Here is a 15336-nt window from a genome sequence, read left to right on the forward strand (position 1 = left end):
TCCCTAGGGCGATGTTATCTTTAGGGTACATAAAAAATAATGAGTGATGACTTTGCAACAGATACCTCTTTTTCCCCTGAGTGTCCCTCTATACCCCGGCGTGACTTTGCCCCTGCGGATTTTTGAGCAGCGCTATATTCACCTTGTCAGTGAGTCCATGAAAACCAATAGCGGCTTCGGCATTGTTTTGATTCGCTCCGGGGGCGAAGTGGGGCGCGCTTCAGTATGGCCTCTCGGTGTTTATGTCGACATCGTGGATTGGGGGCAGGGTGAGGGAGGGCTGCTAAATGTGGAGGTGAAAGGTCGGCGTCGCTTTCGCATTGTCCACACCCGTCGCGCAGAAGATGACCTGCTTCTGGGGGACGTGGAATGGATACCAGATGAAGATGAAAAGCCGATTCCGGCGGATTGCGATGGTCTTCTGTCGGTGTTGGAGGAGTTGAAGGAGCGGGCACAGACGCTATCACTTAAATTTGAGCCGGTAGAGTCTGCGGACTCACTTTCCTGGCAGCTGGCTCAGCTTCTGCCACTGGAGGATAAGGTTCGTACAGATCTGTTGGCGGTAGAAGATCCTCTTATGCGGCTTGCCACCATCGCCGAGAACCTGGACCGTTGGACGCGGGAATAGCTAGATATAAAGCTGTGGGGCCCGGTAATCGGCACTTTCAACCGGGTCTCGCTGGGTTATACTGCGCGGCCGACCGGATTTTGCACGGAGAGCCAAGTGACCGCCACAGACACCGCTGATCAGCAATCCACTCGCGCCAAGCTCGAACAAATGGGGCGCGCAGCCCGTACCGCCGCTAAACAGATAGCTGCTGCGGATACCTCCACCAAAAATAATGCTCTTAAAGCCATCGCTGCCCAACTGGAGGCACAGCGAGTATCTTTACTGAAGGCCAATGCATTGGATATGCAGGCCGGTCGCGAGCGCGGCCTGGATGCGGCTCTTCTGGATCGTCTGGAGCTTAACGATGCCCGCATCGATGGCATGATCGAGGGCTTGGTGCAGGTGGCAGAGCTGCCCGACCCGGTGGGAGAAGTTGAAGATTTACGCTATCGCCCCAGCGGTATTCAAGTGGGCAAAATGCGTGTGCCCCTAGGGGTGGTGGGCATTATTTATGAGTCCAGGCCCAATGTGACAATTGATGCAGCGAGCCTGTGCTTAAAATCCGGCAATGCCACAATTTTGCGTGGAGGCAGTGAAGCGCTGCACTCGAACAAGGCAATTGCCACCTGTATTACCGCCGGCTTGCGCGAAGCGGGTTTGCCGGAAACGGCGGTGCAGGTTGTCGATACCACCGATCGAGCGGCGGTGGGTGCCCTGATCACCATGCCGGAATATGTGGATGTGATTGTACCCAGGGGCGGAACCGGCCTGATTGAAAGGGTCAGTCGCGAAGCCCGGGTGCCGGTGATCAAACACCTACACGGTGTTTGTCATGTGTATATCGATGATCGGGCTGACCTGGACAAAGCTTACGATATCGCCCTCAATGCCAAGACCCATCGCTATGGTGTTTGTAACGCCATGGAGACACTTTTAGTTGCCGAGATGGTTGCGGCGGATATACTGCCGCGCTTGGCTGGTGCCTACGAAGAAAAAGGGGTTGAATTGCGCGGTTGTGACCGGACCCGTGAAATCATTCCTCACTGTGTAGCGGCGACAGAAGATGACTGGAGTGAGGAATACCTTGCCCCGGTTCTCGCTGTGCGTGTTGTTGCGGATATGGAAGCGGCTATGGACCATATTGCCTGTTACGGATCCGGCCACACCGAGGCAATTGTCACCCAGGATTACAGTCGCAGCCGCCGCTTTATGAGTGCTGTGGATGCCAGCTCAGTGATGATTAATGCCTCAACCCGTTTTGCTGACGGTTTCGAGTACGGCTTGGGGGCGGAAATTGGTATCAGTACTGATAAAATCCACGCCCGCGGCCCGGTTGGCCTGGAAGGGCTCACTTCGCAAAAATGGATTGTGTTCGGGGATGGCCATATCCGGCAATAAGCACTTTTTCCTTTGGGGCAGCGAGTGCGAGAGGTACGAGAAATAATTGTGGCGAGCAAAAGGCATACGTTGGCCCTGTTTGGCGGAACCTTTGATCCGATTCATCTCGGTCATTTGCGCATGGCGCTGGAGCTGCGCCAGGTGCTCGAATTTGATGAAATGCGCTTGCTACCCAGCCACCAGCCCGCCCACCGGCAGACGCCAGGTGTATCGTCCCGCCAGCGCAGCGAAATGCTGGCTCTGGCGCTGGAGGGGTGTGAGGAACTCACCCTGGATGAGCGAGAACTCCATCGTGGCGGAGCTACTTATACGGTAGATACCCTGGAGGAGCTGCGCAGTGAGCTGGGAGGTGAAGCCTCCATCAGTTTCTGCATGGGATTGGACTCCCTATTGAGTCTGCACCGCTGGCACCGCTGGGAGCGCCTCTTGGAGCTGGCACATCTGGTGGTGGTAACAAGGCCTGGCTGGCACCTGCCAGATCGCGATAGCGAAGAGCATGGCCCTCTGGCAGAACTGCTGGAGAATCATCGGGGCACGGTTGCAGACTTGCATACACGAGCATGTGGTTGCCTGCTGTTGCGGGAGCAGACTATGTTGCCGATTTCCGCGACGCAAATTCGCGAATTAATTAAAAGTGGCCAGTCGCCACGCTATTTGCTGCCCGCAACTGTGTTGCAGTACATAGAAGATCATCGACTTTATACAGAGGTTGCTTCAGGCGACCCGCAATGAATCAAGGTGTTATGACAAATATTAAAGATATCGCTCTCAATGCGCTGGAAGATTTGAAAGGTAAGGATATTGTTTCCCTGGATGTTTCCGGGCTTTCAGATGTAATGGACAATCTGCTGATCTGCACTGGTACTTCCAGTCGTCAGGTTAAGTCCCTGGCAGAGAACGTTGTAGACGAGCTGAAAAAAGAAGGTATTCGCCCCATTGGTGTTGAAGGTGTCGACCAGGGCGAGTGGGTATTAGTCGACTACGGTGATTTGGTTGTTCACGTGATGCTCGCAGATGTTCGCGGTTTCTACGATTTGGAAAAACTCTGGTCTATGACTCCGAATACCCGTGACGATGCCGATGGCAGTGATCCGCACCAGGGTTAATTGCTGTGAAAATCCGCATTCTTGCCGCCGGTGGAAAAATGCCGGCTTGGGTGCAGGAGGGCTACGCCGAGTACGCTAAGCGCCTGCCCCGGGAAATTGCTCTGGAAATGGTGGAAATTCCACTCGGCCAACGAGGCCAAAAGAGCTCTGCAGCCCTGATTGAAAAAGCGCGAAAAAAAGAGGGCGAGGCGATGCTCGCCGCTTTGGGACCGCGGGACCACGTGGTAGCGCTCGATGTGAAAGGCAAGCCCTGGAGTACCGAGCAGTTGTCGGCGCAATTAAGTGATTGGCAAATGCTTGGGGAAAATATCAGCCTGTTAATTGGCGGGCCCGAAGGTTTATCCGAAGACTGCCTCGCCCGTGCGCGCCAGCGCTGGTCTCTGTCCCCACTGACCTTGCCGCACCCGCTGGTGAGGGTGGTTCTGGCTGAACAAATTTATCGCGCCTGGACATTATTGGCCGGCCATCCCTACCACAAATAAAATATTTGCGATAAGTCGCGGAGAGATTTGCCGACTCGGTTCTCTCTCCTGACTCGCCCTGTGTTAATGTAGGGAATTAGATTTTTTGCACGCCAGTCAAAAACCATCGAATAAATTCTGATGCCGCACGATTACCATCTCAAGGACCCCCATACCGAGCAGCGATTGTTTCGCAATCGTATGTTGGTGGCGCTTGTGGGGGTTATCTTTTTACTGGGTGTTCTCGTAGCGCGTTTCTACAACCTCCAGGTGGTTAATTACGAAGACTACCGCACTCAATCTGATGAGAACCGTATCCAGGTGCGCCCAGTCGCGCCGACCCGCGGATTGATCTACGACCGCAATGGCATTTTGCTAGCCGATAACCGCGCCAGTTATAACTTGTCGATTGTTCGCGAGCGCGTTCGCGATATGGATGCCACGCTAGAGCTGATCGGTAACCTGGTGCGACTTGATGAAAATGATGTCACCAAATTCCAGAAACGCCTCAAGCGCCGGCGCCCCTATGAGCCAGTGCCTCTCCGGTTTCGTTTGAGCGAAGATGAAATCGCACGGATCAGTGTTAATCAATTCCGTATGCCTGGGGTGTCAGTGGAGGCGGAGTTGGTGCGCTACTACTCCCTAGGGGATCTATTTGCCCACAGTGTGGGCTATGTGGGGCGAATCAGTGACCGCGACCTGAGTAACTTTACCGAGGATGATGTGCGCCGCTATCGCGGTACCCGCAGCATCGGTAAGGTCGGGTTGGAACGCTCCTACGAGGACCTCCTGCTCGGAGAGGTCGGTTATGAAAATGTTGAAATTAATGCTCGTGGCCGGGTTTTACGAGTACTGGAGCGCCAGGACCCCAAACCGGGCTCGGATCTGGTGCTCAACCTGGATGCTCAACTGCAACAAGTCGCCTCTGATGCCATGGGAGATCGTCGCGGTGCAGTAGTTGCGATCGATGTAAATAGCGGTGGCGTGTTGGCGTTTGTCAGCAAGCCGTCCTTCGACCCCAATTTGTTTGTGACCGGCATCAGCTTTGCCGACTATCGCGCCCTCAGCGATTCCCTCGATGTGCCCCTGTTTAATCGGGCGGTGCAGGGTCAGTATCCACCGGGTTCCACTTTAAAGCCGTTGATGGGGCTGGGTGGACTCCAGGCGGGCATTATTACTCGAGAGAGTACAGTCAAGGACCCCGGCTTTTACAAGCTGCCCAACGATCCGCGCATCTACCGCGACCACGTGCGCTGGGGGCACGGTGAGAAAGTGGATCTGATACAGGCCATGGCGCAGAGCTGTGACGTCTACTTTTGGGATATGGCGCACCGCTGGGATATCGATGATATGCACAGCATCGCCTCTCATTTTGGCTTGGGCAGCAAGACAGGGATTGATCTGCCCATGGAGCGCTCTGGACTATTTCCTTCCCGAGACTGGAAGCGCGGCGCCCGCGGAATGCCCTGGTTCCCCGGTGACAGTTTGAATGCGGTGCTGGGGCAGGGGTTTGTGTTGGCGACGCCACTGCAGCTTGCAGTAATGACTGCCACGATTGCCAATCGCGGTACCCACTACCGCCCGCAGATGGTCAAGTCGATCAACGGGGTGGAGCAACCTCCCGAGATACTGCACAACCTCGAGGCCCGCCCTGATCACTGGGATTTGGTATTCGAGGGAATGGAGGCTGTAGTCAACCACAGTACCGGTACGGGGAAACGGGCAGGTAAAGATCTGGATTTCCGCGTGGCGGGTAAGTCCGGTACCGCTCAGGTGGTCGGCATTGCCCAGGGGGAGCGCTATGACTCAGAGGCCCTGCAAGAGCGCCACCGAGACCACGCCCTGTTTGTGGCTTTCGCGCCTGTGGATAACCCCCGTATCGCTGTTTCGGTACTAGTCGAGAATGGCGAGGGCGGCGGCAAGGTTGCTGCTCCGGTGGCAAGAGAGCTATTTGCGGAGTGGATGTCACGCCCGCAGTTGGAACCGCAAAAGACGGCGGATACCACTTATTTGAGCGAGGGGGCTGGCAATGGCTAGTCGCGATTTCTCCCACCGTTTGTCAGATGCCCACGGCAGTCTGCGCAAGCCGGTCAGTCTCTCACGCCGCCTGCATATTGATATACCGCTACTGGTGCTGTTGTTGGTGTTGGCCGCTGTAGGACTTGGAGTGCTGTACAGCGCTTCTGGCGGTGATATGAACTATGTGCGGCGCCAGTCAATTTTTATGTGCGTGGCCTTTGTGGGCATGTTTATCGTTGCGCAAATCCCCCTGGATTTTTATCGGCGCTGGTCCCCCTGGGCCTATTTGGCCGGTTGTGCGCTATTGGTTGGGGTATTGTTCTTTGGTACCAAGGCGATGGGGGCACAGCGCTGGTTGGAGATAGGCGGATTTCGCTTCCAGCCATCGGAAGTGATGAAGCTCGGTGTCCCCATGGCAGTGGCAGCTTACCTGCATCAACGCCGCTTGCCGCCATCACTGACCACGGTGATTGGAGCTTTGGCAATTGTGGCGATTCCCGCAGCTCTTATCGTACGGCAACCGGATTTGGGGACCTCGATCCTGATTGCGGCGTCCGGTCTTTTTGCCCTGTATCTAGCGGGGTTGAGTTGGAAGATGATCAGCGCGGCGGCAATGGCGCTGTTGGTTGCTGCCTATCCAATTTGGCACTGGGGGCTCCACGACTACCAGCGGCAGCGAATTTTGACCCTGCTCAACCCAGATGATGACCGTTTTGGTGCTGGTTGGAATATATTTAACTCCAAAGCGGCTATCGGCTCCGGTGGTGTTTACGGCAAAGGCTACCTGCAGGGAACCCAGTCACAGCTCGATTTCCTGCCGGAGAGCCATACCGATTTTATTATTGCGGTACTGTCGGAGGAGTGGGGCATGCGCGGCGCCCTGTTGCTGCTTTTGCTATATGTACTGATTATCGCCCGTGGCATTTACATTAGCTTTATGGCCCAGCACGTATTTGGCCGATTGTTGGCGGGGAGTATTACCCTCACTTTTTTTGTCTATGTATTTGTAAACATTGGTATGGTTACAGGATTGTTGCCGGTGGTGGGGGTGCCTTTGCCAGTGATTAGTTACGGCGGGACATCCTTGATTACATTGATGGCCGGATTTGGCTTGTTGATGGCTGTTGGCACTGAGCGGCGCAGAGTTCACTTTTGAGGAACACTGCATAGGGACAATAACCGGATTTAGAGACGCGAGATGAAGACAGGAGCGGTCGTTTTGAAGTGGACCTCGGGATTATTAATCGGGATGGGACTGGCCCTCGCCGCCTGTGCGCAGGAACCGGGTCACGGAAATAATAAACAAGCGCAAGAATTCGTTGATTATATGGTGGAGGAGCACGATTTTAATCGCGAAGAAATGCAGACTCTGATGCGTGAGGCCAAGCGCAAAGACTCCATCCTAAAGGCGATCAAACGGCCAGCTGAGAAAGCCAAGCCCTGGCACGAATATCGCAAAATGTTTCTCACCCCGCAGAGCATTGCCGGTGGGGTGGACTTTTGGGATCAAAATGCCGAGGCCCTGGCTGAGGCTGAAAAGAAATACGGTGTGCCCGCTGAAATGATCGTTGCCATTATCGGTATCGAAACCCGATACGGCGGTAATATGGGCGGCTACCGGGTTTTGGATGCACTTTCCACGCTGGCATTTAACTATCCCCGTCGCTCTGCGTTTTTTACCAAAGAGTTAGAAAACTACCTTCTGCTGACTCGTGAGCAGGATATGGACCCCTTGGCTCTCAAGGGCTCTTATGCTGGGGCTATGGGCTACGGCCAATTCATGCCTTCAAGCTACCGCTCTTATGCAGTGGACTTCAGCGACGATGGCAAGGCGGATATATGGAACAACCCTACCGATGCGATCGGCAGTGTGGCTAACTATTTCGTTAAACATGGATGGAAGCCCGGTGAACCGGTCGCGGTACTGGCAAGCCCCCGCCCGAATGCGGATATGACAATCGTCAACGATACTCTGCAGCCGCAGTGGACCGTTGGAGAATTGGCGGACAAAGGCTTTAACGCGACTAGCCAGGTGGCTCCGGAAATGCCGGCCAACGTATTCTCCCTGCAAACTGAGCAGGGAAAACAGTATTGGCTCGGTTTGAATAATTTCGCGACTATCACCCGCTATAACCGCAGTCGTCTCTACGCTATGGCCGTCAATGACCTGGCCCAAGAGATCGTTAAAGCGAGAGGCGGCAAGTCTTAAGGCGGCTTCAGTCCCGCAGCTAAATTTAACCCAAATGGAGGGAACCATTTGGGTTTTTAGTGTTCATATTTTTCTATTTTATTTAGCAGTTCCAGATAATAGCGGCTTGGAGACGGCAGCAATAAGTTGTCGCGCGCCGGGGGGATTATGTTTCAGTGCAAAGCGCGTTGGGGAGTGGCCCTGGCGGTCCTGATATTAGCGGCCTGTAGTGGCCCGCAGCCAAAACCACAGAAAACCGAAAACACCAAGCAACCGGACTTTAATAGCATTAAGGATAGTGGCCCTGCTGCTCCGGTAAATATGCAAGCAGCCCCTGAGCCGATCCCTGTCCGCGAGCCGATCGGCGACGCCGGCAATAAATCCCCTTATAAGGTCAACGGTGTCACGTATCGTGTACGCAATGACGTCAAGGGCTATAAAGAGGTGGGGCAGGCTTCCTGGTATGGAACAAAATTCCACGGCCGACGCACTGCAAATGGCGAGGTCTACAATATGTATGCCATGTCTGCTGCCCATAAAACGCTACCACTGCCCAGCTATGCCAAGGTCACCAATCTCGACAATGGCCGCAGTATTATCGTGCGGGTAAACGATCGGGGGCCCTTTGTGCACGGGCGCATCATCGACCTCAGTTATACTGCTGCGCAAAAGCTTGGATACATTGATAAAGGCATTGCTCGGGTTGAGGTAGAGGCTTTGGACCCGGCCGCGTTGCCGGCGGCCAATGAAGTATTGGCCAATAGTGATGGCACCGCTGGTTTGGCGGAAGATACGACTATCAAGTTACCCGACAATACCTATTTGCAAGTTGGTGCTTATAGCAGTTCCGCGCAGGCCCAGGAAATTCGCACCCAATTGGTAGCGGCCATTGACTATCCTGTTGCTGTTAGTTCTGTTCAGAGTGGCGGCAAGACTTATTATCGAGTTCGAATTGGCCCACTCACCCAGCAGAGAGCTTTGGCAACAGCGCGGGAAACTGTTGAGCAAAAGCAATTTGGACAGCCACAAGTAGTTTACGAATAGTGTTGTGGGCTTTTGGGTATCAATAGGGAAGGGTGATATCTGCCTTAAATGATTGTGACTGATGCTATCGGTGGCAGTCATTTGAATACCCGTTCACAAAATAGTGCGCATTGACGCGTTTTTTCTTGTATTTTGTAATTTTGTAATGATAGGCGGCGTTTGGTGACAAGCTCTAGTGCCGCTGATTAACCTTGTAGATTTCGTTGCAGGTTAAGCCAACGAAAACGAGGAATGACGAGACATATACCTATGATCACACGGATTATCGCCTGTTCTTTCCTGTTGTTATGTGCGGGCCTGGCCCAGGCGCAATCTCTTATCCCTGCACCGCCTCAATTGGCGGCGAAGTCTTACCTGCTCTTAGATGCCAATACCGGTCAGGTCCTGGTTGAGCACGAGGCGGATACTCCGGTACCGCCGGCAAGCCTAACCAAGATGATGACGGCCTATATCGTTTCTGAGGAGATCCTTAAGGGGAGCATCAAAGAAAACGATATGGTTCGTATCTCTGAAAAGGCCTGGCGCAAGGGTGGCTCCAAGATGTTTGTCAAAGTGGGTGACCAGGTGCCGGTTATCGACTTGATGCGCGGTGTGATTATTCAATCCGGTAACGATGCGAGTATTGCCCTGGCAGAACACGTCTCCGGTAGTGAAGAGGTCTTTGCCGAAGTTATGAACCAGCAGGCAGAGCTGCTGGGCATGGAAGATACTAACTTCGTCAACGCCACTGGCTGGCCTGCAGAGGGGCATGTAACGACTGCCCATGACCTGGGTGTACTGGCGCGTGCGCTGATAATGGATCACCCGGAGCATTACGATATTTATTCCGAGAAGTATTTCAGCTACTCCGGCATTAACCAGCCCAACCGCAACCGTTTGCTGTGGCGCGATTCCTCTGTAGACGGAATTAAGACCGGTCATACGGAAGAAGCAGGGTACTGCCTGGTAGCTTCTGCAATGAAGCGCGGCATGCGCCTGGTTGCTATTGTTGTCGGCACCGACAGTGATGAGAAGCGCGCCTCTGAGACCCAAAAACTGCTCGCCTACGGCTTCCGCTACTACCAAACCCACAAGGTCTATGGTCAGGGTGAAGAGTTGCAGACGGAGCGTGTCTGGGGTGGTAAAGAGCCCAGCGTGGGTATTGCCGTAGCTAAAGATGTATTCGTTACTATCCCCCGTGGCGGTGAGGAAGGCATTAAGGCCGACCTGATTGTGGATGGTGAGCTGGAAGCGCCTGTGCAGAAGGGCCAGCCAGTGGGTAAAGTTGTTGTGACCCTGGATGGTGAGACTGTCGCCGATGTTAAAGCAGTTGCTGCCGAAGATGTGGAGCGTGCCGGTTTCTTCAAGCGCATGTGGGACTCCATCAAGCGCTTTGTAATGGGCTTTTTTAGCTAATTGCTGATTTAGGGATGGGAATGATTCCCATCCCTGTCCATCCCTCCCCAGTCTCTGTCCACTTCCCCTTTTGCTCACTGTCCACTACTGTTTAGCCGCTGTATAATCGCCGCCCGGCTGTGCCTAAGCTTTTCTCAATATCTAACAGCCCGGCCCCGGAGAGTGGTATGAGTCAAGATCCCAATCAAAAAGCCCCGAAAATTGAATTTCCCTGCGAAGACTACATGGTCAAGGTCGTGCGTGATGCCAATGATGAGGCGCACGAATTTGTACTGGATGTGATGCGTCGCCATGCCCCCGGCCTGGACGAAGAGCGCGTTACCTTACGTGACAGTAGTACTGGTAAATTCACCTCAATGACTTTCTTTATCCTCGCCACTGGTGAGGAGCAGCTCAAAGCATTATTTGAAGAACTGAAACAGCACCCCGCTGTGCATATGGTGCTCTGATGACCATTGTTCGCGATCTTGCGCGGCGAGATTACAAGAGTGTCTGGCAGGCGATGTCGCGCTATACCGATAGTCGCGATGGCGAAAGTGTCGACGAGATCTGGTGTGTAGAGCACGAGCCGGTTTTCACCCAGGGGCAGGCAGGCAAAGCCGAGCACCTGCTGAATACCGGTGATATACCCGTGGTTCAGGTGGATCGTGGGGGACAGGTGACTTATCACGGCCCCGGCCAGTTGGTGGTGTACCCATTGTTGGACCTACGCAGAGCAAAAATCGGCGTGCGTGATCTGGTCACTGCCCTGGAGACTGCCACGGTGGCAATGCTGGAAACTTTTGGTGTTGCAGCGGCACCCCGGGCCGATGCGCCTGGGGTCTACCTCACTGAAGGCCCAGGTGCGGGAAGTAAGATTGCCTCTATCGGATTGCGAGTTCGGCGGGGGTGCAGTTTCCACGGTATTGCCATCAATATCGATATGGATCTGGCTCCATTCCTGCGGATCAACCCCTGTGGCTACGCGGGGATGCAGATGGTGCAGATGGCAGAAATATTGGAACCAACCCCGAGTTGGAGCCAGGCCGCCGAGATTTTTGTACGCGAGCTGCTCCACACTCTTCAGTTGCCCGACGCCCAGTGGCAACCCATTGATGAAAAAGTATTTGCGCAGCTGAGCGCAGAACAGCAGGAATTAAGTAATGGCTGATAAACCCGACCTGGTGCCCGTTAAGCGCACTCGCCGCCTCCAGCAGGGGGAGAAACTTCGCGATGGCGATAAGGTAGAGCGTATCCCGGTGAAGGTAATTGCCAGCGATAACCTGCTGCGTAAGCCTGACTGGATTCGCGTAAAGGTTCCCGCTTCAAAAGAAGTGGATCGCATCAAAAGTATTCTCCGCTCACAAAAACTGTCAACGGTTTGTGAAGAGGCGAGCTGCCCTAATTTGGGAGAGTGCTTTAGTGGCGGTACCGCGACATTTATGATCATGGGTGAAATCTGTACCCGTCGCTGTCCTTTCTGCGACGTGGGCCACGGTAAGCCCAATCCACTGGACCCGGAAGAGCCTAAGAACCTGGCAGATGCCATTGCTGCAATGAGTTTGCGCTATGTGGTAATCACCTCTGTTGACCGGGATGACTTGCGCGATGGTGGCGCCGAGCATTTTGCCAATTGTATTCGTGAATCGAGAGCGCAATCCCCGAACCTGCAAGTGGAAATTCTCACCCCGGATTTCCGCGGCCGTATGGATGTAGCGCTGGATATTCTGGAGAAAGAAGCTCCGGATGTGTTCAACCACAATTTGGAAACTGTGCCACGCCTGTATAAAGAGTCTCGCCCCGGTGCCAATTACAAGTGGTCTTTAAAGCTGCTACAGGAATACAAAAAGCGCCGCCCTGACGTACTGACCAAGTCCGGGTTGATGGTTGGCCTGGGTGAGGAGAAAGAGGAAATTTTCCAGGTAATGGACGATATGCGTGAGCATGATATCGATATGCTTACGATCGGCCAGTATCTGCAACCGAGTAAAGAACACTTACCGGTACAGCGCTACGTCCACCCGGATGAGTTTGAAGAGTATCGCCGCTACGCCGAGCAAATCGGCTTTAAACACGCGGCCTGTGGTCCCTTAGTACGTTCTTCTTACCATGCTGATAAGCAGGCTCATGGAGAGAAAGTGGGTTAAGCCGGCGGAATAAGTTGATTTGTTAAGGGTGCTTTCAAGCACCCTTTTTTGTCATTCTCCCCAGATCATATGTAAATACGAACCCGAACTGCCCGCTCGTAAAGATATTCAGTTGCTAATCGCTGGGGCTAATGTCAGTCCAACCCTAGGAGAGTGTGTGATGAAAGCTCCTAGCTAGACTCTAGAGATGCTGCGAAAAATCATATACTGAAAAACTCTGGTGATACATGGGTCTCGTTGTATTCTTCACAAGATCCCAAATTACTCCAAACAAAATTTATATTCTTTTGGGTTATTTTAGCTGTAAGCAAAGTTGAGTAGGCTCGAGTTACTTGGACTTCGTCAGGGAAATCAATTTTGCACCAATGCTGGGAGCAGGTCATATTTGTTTGAAAGTATACACCACCATTTTTATGGGTTATCAATCGTGTAACTTGCTCGGTGCAGTTAATTGCGGCATTTGCACTCGTAGCGCAAAGGATGAACATAAGGCTAAAAGTTATTTTGTATAGCATAGAAAAGTTTCCTGAAATTTTTACTTGCTTTGTATGGAGGTGGGTTTATTGTTTTATTTACAAGGTTGATGCTTTATTTGTTTGCGTATGAATATTGATTTCCTTTTTTAAGATTTGGGCTCGTAAGTGTCTTTAAGGTGTTATTTCGATTTTCAATGCAAGCTTGTCAGGGCTTTTCAGCTTGAAAGGATTGGTGTGCGAAGATATTTTTTTTGGTGTTTCGGGAATTACAATTAACTTGTACTACTGTTTTAAATGACCTCTAAATTTTTTAGTTTTTCTAGATAGGAGTTTAACATCTGGTTGAAGCTTTTATTCTGATTAAAATACCAGTGACTTGAATGAATGTATAGTGCATGGTAAATTTGCGAAGAATATGTATCCCTATTTTGGTGTAATTCATGGCTAAGGGATAGGAATTGGATGAGTTCCGCTCCGAAATTGGAGGTTCAGCCATGACAAGGATTTAACAATGGTTGTGCTGTATTCTAAGTCTCTTCGATTCTTCAGGGTATTTTTTGCCCAAGCTTTTCTAGCTATCTCTCTCTTTATGTTGATAGCTTCTGCATTTGCCGAAACTAATGCTAGTCTTACTTTCGACTCACCGAGTGACGGCACATATGTATCTAGTCGATTTCCAGAATTTAGATTAAAGCTTGAAGGGGTGGCAGATTTAGCGGATCTATCCCTCGTTGTAGGAGGCGACCCTTCACCAAAGAACGCCTGTACCTTGGAAAAAACTGGTATTTTTGCTCATTGCTCTCTATCGGTGAGCTTAGATAATGGTTGGCAGTCAATCTCGGCTCTTCTCTATGATGGTGGTTCTCTTATTGCGCAAGCAAATGTCTCTATAGCTGTGGATCTAGATACGGATGGGGTTCCTGACCATCTTGATAAATGTGGTGGTACCGCGGAAACAGATGAAGTTAATTTGGATGGCTGTTCCGCTATCCAGCTAGATAGTGATGGGGATGGTATATCTAATGTTGAAGAGTTTTTGCAGGTACTTCCTGCGATAAATCAACTTCTCCTCTCCCCATCTGATGCCCCTACTGAAGTGTCACAGCCGTTGCAAGAGGCTGTCGAAGATGGTTTGGTGTTTGAAACTCCTGCGCATAATTCCTTGGTCCCAAATAGTAAACCCATAATACGATTGCGTGGGGATAGGGCTAAGAACTATTCGGGAAGTATATTGGAACTATCGATTGATGGTAAGAGTATTGCCAGTTGCAACTTTGATGTAGCTACTGCTATTGGTCGCTGTTTATTGTCTCAACCTCTGCAATATGGTTGGCAAACTCTTGAAGCTTCACTGTCTTCGAGTGAAGGTGAGCTAGGAAAGGCGATCATATCAGTCGCATTAGATTCGGATGAAGATGGTACATCTGACCATCAGGACCAATGCTCTAATACATCATTGAAGGAAGTTGCAAATAAATGGGGCTGTGCTCCGTCGCAAATAGATTCGGATCTAGATGGTATCTCTGATATTGACGAGCTGGCAGGGGGTAGTAATCCCTACAGCCGCAACAGTTATCCCGCCGTGAGCGTCCACTCTTTCTCTGCTCTACCCTCGCACATTTCTAGAGCTGGAGATAGTACAGGCTTGAGTTGGTCCGTTGGTGGTGCTACTAGTATTTCTTTAAAAAATGATGCCAACGGTACTACGATTAGAGGGCTATCTGCGGTGGGGACGGCAAGAGTATCACCACTGATAGCAACTACTTATACTCTAGAGGCTACTGGTCCTGCTGGGACGAAAAGTGATCAGGTACGTGTATCTATTACTAATAGTGCACCACAAAACCAATGGCCCACTTCTCCCCTAGATCAAGTTACGGAAGCGGTTGGTTCTTCCCTCACTGTTTCTGATGATGGGTCTGTTTTTTTGGGGGCATTTGATGGGAATTACTACCGCTTCACACCCGGTGGCGATCTCGCATGGACTATGGAGAATATCGGTATCGTAATGAATAAAGCCGCTGTTTCTGGTAGTACAGTATTTGTTGGGACTAATAGTACTTCAGGTGGCAGCGTTCGGGCGCTTAATGCCGAAAAAGAAGTACTGTGGATAGAAAGAACTTCTAGTGGAGTTATTGCGAGTCCGGTTTTAAATCCCTCAAAAACGATTTTGTATATAGCTACATATGATGGAACCGTATTGGGTCTTGATGTTTCGAGCGGAAACCGAGTTTGGAGTTATAAATTGCCAGAAGGTGAAACTGTAAGTGCGACACCAGCTTTAAGCTCAGATAACTCAACACTTTATATTCATAGTAATAGTCATCAGGTTTTTGCTGTTATTGTGAAAATCAATGAGGTTCAAACCTCGCTGGATTCACAACAGATAATTTTGGAATCAGATGTTGAAGCTTCAGATAGTAAATCTTCACTTAGATGGCAGAGTGATATAAGCAACTAAGCTGAATGCTAAGCGCTCTTATTGTGCTTTTCGATAATTTATACTGTGCGCT

14 protein-coding genes are annotated in these 15336 nt (G+C 51.6%); all 14 read left to right on the forward strand.

What is annotated here, in order from left to right; all coding sequences use genetic code 11:
- Nucleotides 1-46 precede the first annotated feature (46 nt).
- A complete protein-coding gene (locus tag ACJJI3_RS21390; protein WP_282931464.1) occupies nt 47-628 on the forward strand; it encodes an LON peptidase substrate-binding domain-containing protein in 582 nt (193 codons plus the stop codon).
- Between the two features lie 96 nt (nt 629-724).
- Nucleotides 725-2008 carry a glutamate-5-semialdehyde dehydrogenase gene (locus tag ACJJI3_RS21395; RefSeq protein ID WP_444940873.1) on the forward strand — a complete coding sequence of 428 codons (1284 nt, stop codon included), beginning with the start codon at nt 725-727 and terminating at the stop codon, nt 2006-2008.
- A gap of 24 nt (nt 2009-2032) precedes the next feature.
- Nucleotides 2033-2740 carry a nicotinate-nucleotide adenylyltransferase gene (nadD, locus tag ACJJI3_RS21400; RefSeq protein WP_444940874.1) on the forward strand — a complete coding sequence of 236 codons (708 nt, stop codon included), beginning with the start codon at nt 2033-2035 and terminating at the stop codon, nt 2738-2740.
- Complete coding sequence (gene rsfS / locus ACJJI3_RS21405) at nt 2737-3114, forward strand: ribosome silencing factor (protein ID WP_413663146.1); 378 nt, start codon at nt 2737-2739, stop codon at nt 3112-3114. Before nadD ends, rsfS begins: the two co-directional genes overlap by 4 nt.
- 5 nt (nt 3115-3119) lie before the next feature.
- Nucleotides 3120-3596: a 23S rRNA (pseudouridine(1915)-N(3))-methyltransferase RlmH gene (rlmH, locus tag ACJJI3_RS21410; RefSeq protein WP_444940875.1), complete on the forward strand. Its 477-nt coding sequence runs from the start codon at nt 3120-3122 to the stop codon at nt 3594-3596.
- 120 nt (nt 3597-3716) lie between these two features.
- On the forward strand, nt 3717-5612 hold the full coding sequence (gene mrdA / locus ACJJI3_RS21415) for a penicillin-binding protein 2 (RefSeq protein WP_444940876.1): 1896 nt from the start codon (nt 3717-3719) through the stop codon (nt 5610-5612).
- Nucleotides 5605-6750, forward strand: coding sequence for a rod shape-determining protein RodA (gene rodA, locus ACJJI3_RS21420; protein WP_413663143.1), 1146 nt, complete (start codon nt 5605-5607; stop codon nt 6748-6750). The genes mrdA and rodA overlap by 8 nt, the downstream gene beginning before the upstream one ends.
- Nucleotides 6751-6792: 42 nt before the next feature.
- Nucleotides 6793-7803, forward strand: coding sequence for a lytic murein transglycosylase B (gene mltB, locus ACJJI3_RS21425; RefSeq protein WP_413663142.1), 1011 nt, complete (start codon nt 6793-6795; stop codon nt 7801-7803).
- A 147-nt stretch (nt 7804-7950) separates the two neighbouring features.
- Nucleotides 7951-8826 carry a septal ring lytic transglycosylase RlpA family protein gene (locus tag ACJJI3_RS21430; protein WP_444940877.1) on the forward strand — a complete coding sequence of 292 codons (876 nt, stop codon included), beginning with the start codon at nt 7951-7953 and terminating at the stop codon, nt 8824-8826.
- 249 nt (nt 8827-9075) lie between these two features.
- Complete coding sequence (locus ACJJI3_RS21435) at nt 9076-10221, forward strand: D-alanyl-D-alanine carboxypeptidase family protein (protein ID WP_282931472.1); 1146 nt, start codon at nt 9076-9078, stop codon at nt 10219-10221.
- A gap of 167 nt (nt 10222-10388) precedes the next feature.
- Entirely contained in the window at nt 10389-10670 is a 282-nt protein-coding gene (locus ACJJI3_RS21440; protein ID WP_282931473.1) for an HP0495 family protein, read from the forward strand.
- The gene (gene lipB, locus ACJJI3_RS21445) at nt 10670-11371 is read left to right on the forward strand and encodes a lipoyl(octanoyl) transferase LipB (protein WP_444940878.1); all 702 of its coding nucleotides are present in this window, start codon (nt 10670-10672) and stop codon (nt 11369-11371) included. The genes ACJJI3_RS21440 and lipB overlap by 1 nt, the downstream gene beginning before the upstream one ends.
- On the forward strand, nt 11364-12347 hold the full coding sequence (gene lipA, locus ACJJI3_RS21450; RefSeq protein WP_108734311.1) for a lipoyl synthase: 984 nt from the start codon (nt 11364-11366) through the stop codon (nt 12345-12347). Before lipB ends, lipA begins: the two co-directional genes overlap by 8 nt.
- A 987-nt stretch (nt 12348-13334) precedes the next feature.
- Nucleotides 13335-15284: a BamB-related PQQ repeat family beta-propellar protein gene (locus ACJJI3_RS21455; protein ID WP_444940879.1), complete on the forward strand. Its 1950-nt coding sequence runs from the start codon at nt 13335-13337 to the stop codon at nt 15282-15284.
- Nucleotides 15285-15336: the final 52 nt, after the last annotated feature.

This window comes from Microbulbifer maximicatervae (SeqCode) (assembly GCF_052466985.1).

Excerpts from the sequence above, each read along its gene's own strand:
- ACJJI3_RS21390 (WP_282931464.1), top strand. The coding sequence starts at position 47 with ATGACTTTGCAACAGATACCTCTTTTTCCCCTGAGTGTCCCTCTATAC.
- rsfS (WP_413663146.1), top strand. The coding sequence starts at position 2,737 with ATGAATCAAGGTGTTATGACAAATATTAAAGATATCGCTCTCAATGCG.
- mrdA (WP_444940876.1), top strand. The coding sequence starts at position 3,717 with ATGCCGCACGATTACCATCTCAAGGACCCCCATACCGAGCAGCGATTG.
- rodA (WP_413663143.1), top strand. The coding sequence starts at position 5,605 with ATGGCTAGTCGCGATTTCTCCCACCGTTTGTCAGATGCCCACGGCAGT.
- mltB (WP_413663142.1), top strand. The coding sequence starts at position 6,793 with ATGAAGACAGGAGCGGTCGTTTTGAAGTGGACCTCGGGATTATTAATC.
- ACJJI3_RS21430 (WP_444940877.1), top strand. The coding sequence starts at position 7,951 with ATGTTTCAGTGCAAAGCGCGTTGGGGAGTGGCCCTGGCGGTCCTGATA.
- ACJJI3_RS21435 (WP_282931472.1), top strand. The coding sequence starts at position 9,076 with ATGATCACACGGATTATCGCCTGTTCTTTCCTGTTGTTATGTGCGGGC.
- ACJJI3_RS21440 (WP_282931473.1), top strand. The coding sequence starts at position 10,389 with ATGAGTCAAGATCCCAATCAAAAAGCCCCGAAAATTGAATTTCCCTGC.
- lipB (WP_444940878.1), top strand. The coding sequence starts at position 10,670 with ATGACCATTGTTCGCGATCTTGCGCGGCGAGATTACAAGAGTGTCTGG.
- lipA (WP_108734311.1), top strand. The coding sequence starts at position 11,364 with ATGGCTGATAAACCCGACCTGGTGCCCGTTAAGCGCACTCGCCGCCTC.
- ACJJI3_RS21455 (WP_444940879.1), top strand. The coding sequence starts at position 13,335 with ATGGTTGTGCTGTATTCTAAGTCTCTTCGATTCTTCAGGGTATTTTTT.